This window comes from Bacteroides sp., from assembly GCA_036351255.1.
Classification (GTDB): domain Bacteria; phylum Bacteroidota; class Bacteroidia; order Bacteroidales; family UBA7960; genus UBA7960.
This window is the reverse complement of sequence record JAZBOS010000008.1, coordinates 1-3,243: the sequence shown is the minus strand read 5'-3', so window position 1 is coordinate 3,243 and position 3,243 is coordinate 1. Positions and strand designations below refer to the sequence as shown.

The window sequence follows — 3,243 nt, the reverse complement described above, 5'->3', positions numbered from 1 at the left end:
CAGGGCAAAGCCTGCAAATACCAGCAGGCCAGCCATCATTTTACGAAACGTTCTCATACCATCATTGTTTTGGTTAATAAACAGGTTAAAAGTGCTACCAAATGTAAAAAAATAATCAATATATCAAAATGTTTTAAAACTTTTATTGCAGATCAACGTGTATTTCCCTCCGATTAAAGACCCTTCCCTCTCTATAAAATATATCATTTCCATACTTTATCGTTAATATAAAACTTTTTATCGTTAACCCAATTTATACGGACAGTTTTCCATTTATTTGCATTCTGTTTCATTTTCAAGAAAGAGAATGATTCATTTCCAAGAATCCCATTCCCCGGAAAACTGTAAAAGGAAACTACCTTACAAAGAAACAGCCCTGAATGCCTTTCTCCATCTTAAATCATCCAACTGGCCTAATTCACTAAACCCTCTGTACTTTCCCCGGAAAGTTCGATGAATTAACATATGCCAATGAAAAATCCTTTACTTTCGTACTGCCAAAGCTGCATGGCTAATTGTTTCAAGTAATTTTGTTAACAATCTGACTTAACTCCATGAAAAGAAATACCGGTTATTATATCATAATGCTGATGCTGATGGTCTTTGGCAAAGGTGTCCTGGCTCAGACCCCTGCAACAAATCCAGAACAGGAAGCCCAAAAGGTTTATGTGATCGTCAAGCACGATGGCGCTCGGTTTTACGGGCATATTATCTCGCAGGATGCCCGCGAGGTGCTGATCGAGACCGATGAACTGGGTCAGGTTTACATTCCCCGGCACGAGATCAGGGAAATCCGTGAGGTGGCCAGCCGTGAACTCGACGAGCGCGGGGTGTTTGTGCCCGGCGAAGTGTTCTCCACCCGCTATTTCATCACCACCAACGGCCTGCCTGTTCAAAAGGGCGAGAACTATATCCTGTGGAACCTGTTTGGGCCCGACTTCCAGTTTGGGGTGAATGAAAACCTGGGGTTGGGGGTGATGACCTCCTGGATCGGATACCCCATTGTGGGCACCGCCAAATACAGCATCCCCCTGAAAGATGACTGGCACCTTGGCTTAGGCATGTTGCTGGGCACAGGTTCGTGGGGCATCCCAAGCTTTGCGGGCATACTCCCCTTCGGGGCCATCACCTATGGCGACCGCGTGAAGAACTTCACCTTCTCGGCTGGTTATGCCGGATTGCGCTATAAGGAAGAGATCTACGACTATTATTATGCCAATGATGTTTATTATGACAGCTACCGGGAGGAGATCCGGACCGAAGGCAGTTTCCTTTTTTCTTTGAGCGGCATGTTTAAAGTGGGCCGAACCCTCAGCATCGTCTTCGATTCCTTTTACCTGCCCCCCGGAAAGGAACGGACCGAGACCTACCAGAACCAATACTATGACTGGGAAACCGATTCTTATTACTGGATCACGGAGACCTATACCAGCCAGCGCAGCGCCATCCTGGCCATCATCCCCGGGCTGCGTTTGCAGACCCGCCCTGAGGCCGCCTTCCAGTTTGGCTTTGCCGGTATCCGCTCAGAAGGCGAAACCGTTCCCATTCCCCTGGTGCAGTGGTTTAGAAGGCTGTAAGGTTTAGGGATTAGGGATTAGGGATTAAGGTTTATTGTGCTGGTATTCGGTTTTTGGTGCTAGCCTGCCTGCCGAAGGAAGGGTTCAAGGTTTAAGGTTTAAGGTTTAAGGTTTAAGGTTCAAGGTTCAAGAGCTTGTCCGCTAGCCAGCGGATCCGCTTACCAGCGGATTTTGACCAGAAAAATCTGCTAATCCTCAAATCTTCTCATCCGCTAATCATCTCATTATCAAATCATCACATTAGCAAATTCTCTCATCTCTCATTTCATACTTCTTATCGATCATCTCTCACATCTCATCTCTCGCTTCTCCATGCCCCACGCTCCAAGCCATTCCCCGTATTACCCCCTCCCTTAAAATTGTTAATAAATAATTAATATCTAACTTTCAGGAGCAGGAATTTTTATGCTATTTTTGACCTACACCAAAAAACAGCATACCCATCAACATGGACCAGGACAAGGAATTGCTTCGCGCCCTTATTGAGAAAAGACAACAGACCCTTGCCAAAATGCGTGAGCAGATCAAAACAGAGCATCAGGGTCTGGATGAAAAACTTGAAGAACTTATGGCTGCTCTTGACAACCAAAATCTCTTCGATGGCTTAAACCAGGAAAAGCATAAAAACTAAGAATGAAATTCCGCCTTGCCATAAAGGCAGGTTAAAGAAATTTCCAATAAAAAAGGAACAGCGGTTTTTGCTGTTCCTTTTTTTATTTCAAAACCCGGAGATGCCCATTACCTGCGGCGGCCAAATCCTTTGAGCAGGGATCCCAACAGTCCCCCTGCAGAGCCACTGGAAGCACCACCACTCTTCATCAGGAAGCCAGCCACATCGTCAAGGATGCTTCCGTCGCCATCGGCATCAAGCAAAGCACCGATACCCGATAATCCCTTACCCTCTGTATCGCGTTTTTTCGAAAGCGCACCCAGGATCAGGGGTGATAATGCCGGAATCATCTTCATGATGGTCGATGTGTCGATGTTCATCTTGCTGCCCAGGGCCTGTGCAGCCTGCAATCCGCCATTGTCGCCAAGCAATCCCCCCAGGTTTGGGTCTACCTGTGAGGCATGGGCTTTGGAGGAAATCACGTCGTTCATGTGGTTGAGTACCGAGGGATCACCATACTTGTTCAGAATGTGATCTACCCTTGCATCTCCGCCATGGGTATCCTTTTGTTTCTTCAGACCCGCAAGGATCAGGGGAGCCAGTTGGGGAATCAGCTTCTGAACCGTTCCCTTGTCAACATTAAAGTTCTTCGACATCTGCTGGGTCACTTCCGGACCATAGCTTTTCAAAAATTCATCAATAAATCCAGCCATGAGAATGTGATTATTTTAAAATGCGTGAAAAATTTTAAAAGGATTTGTCCTAAAGTTAATAATGATATCGATAACACCAAAATAATTCTATGATAATAATGAACCTTTTGTTTTTAAAGAATTGGCTGTTAAAAGGGTTTAATCAACTTCTCAACGCTTCAACTTATCAACTTTTCAACCACTTCAATGGCTGTTGGCTATTGGCTGTTGGCTGTTGGCCAGAAAAATCTGCTAATTTGCCTTTAGATTTGTCAACATTAAATATAGGAGGAACTTTTTCTGAGGCTGTTGAATATCTTTGAATCAGTATTAACAAAACCGGGGGGAACTACGGTGAACTATT

At 45.1% G+C, this 3,243-nt stretch carries 4 protein-coding genes; 3 read left to right on the top strand and 1 reads right to left on the bottom strand.

What is annotated here, in order from left to right:
- Nucleotides 1-554 precede the first annotated feature (554 nt).
- Together V2I46_00290 and V2I46_00285 are read left to right on the top strand one after the other, a co-directional pair.
- Nucleotides 555-1,577 (top strand): hypothetical protein, encoded by a 1,023-nt coding sequence (locus V2I46_00290; protein ID MEE4175923.1) that lies wholly within the window; start codon nucleotides 555-557, stop codon nucleotides 1,575-1,577.
- 448 nt (nucleotides 1,578-2,025) lie between these two features.
- Nucleotides 2,026-2,208, top strand: a complete 183-nt coding sequence (locus V2I46_00285; GenBank protein MEE4175922.1) for a hypothetical protein — start codon at nucleotides 2,026-2,028, stop codon at nucleotides 2,206-2,208.
- 107 nt (nucleotides 2,209-2,315) lie between these two features.
- Here V2I46_00285 and V2I46_00280 read toward each other — a convergent pair whose 3' ends face one another.
- The gene (locus V2I46_00280) at nucleotides 2,316-2,900 is read right to left on the bottom strand and encodes a DUF937 domain-containing protein (protein ID MEE4175921.1); all 585 of its coding nucleotides are present in this window, start codon (nucleotides 2,898-2,900) and stop codon (nucleotides 2,316-2,318) included.
- Nucleotides 2,901-2,998: 98 nt separating this feature from the next.
- Here V2I46_00280 and V2I46_00275 point away from each other — a divergent pair, with 98 nt between their 5' ends.
- Nucleotides 2,999-3,202: a hypothetical protein gene (locus tag V2I46_00275; protein MEE4175920.1), complete on the top strand. Its 204-nt coding sequence runs from the start codon at nucleotides 2,999-3,001 to the stop codon at nucleotides 3,200-3,202.
- The last annotated feature ends 41 nt before the right edge of the window (nucleotides 3,203-3,243 follow it).

Excerpts from the sequence above, each read along its gene's own strand:
- V2I46_00290 (MEE4175923.1), top strand. The coding sequence starts at position 555 with ATGAAAAGAAATACCGGTTATTATATCATAATGCTGATGCTGATGGTC.
- V2I46_00285 (MEE4175922.1), top strand. The coding sequence starts at position 2,026 with ATGGACCAGGACAAGGAATTGCTTCGCGCCCTTATTGAGAAAAGACAA.
- V2I46_00280 (MEE4175921.1), bottom strand. The coding sequence starts at position 2,900 with ATGGCTGGATTTATTGATGAATTTTTGAAAAGCTATGGTCCGGAAGTG.
- V2I46_00275 (MEE4175920.1), top strand. The coding sequence starts at position 2,999 with ATGAACCTTTTGTTTTTAAAGAATTGGCTGTTAAAAGGGTTTAATCAA.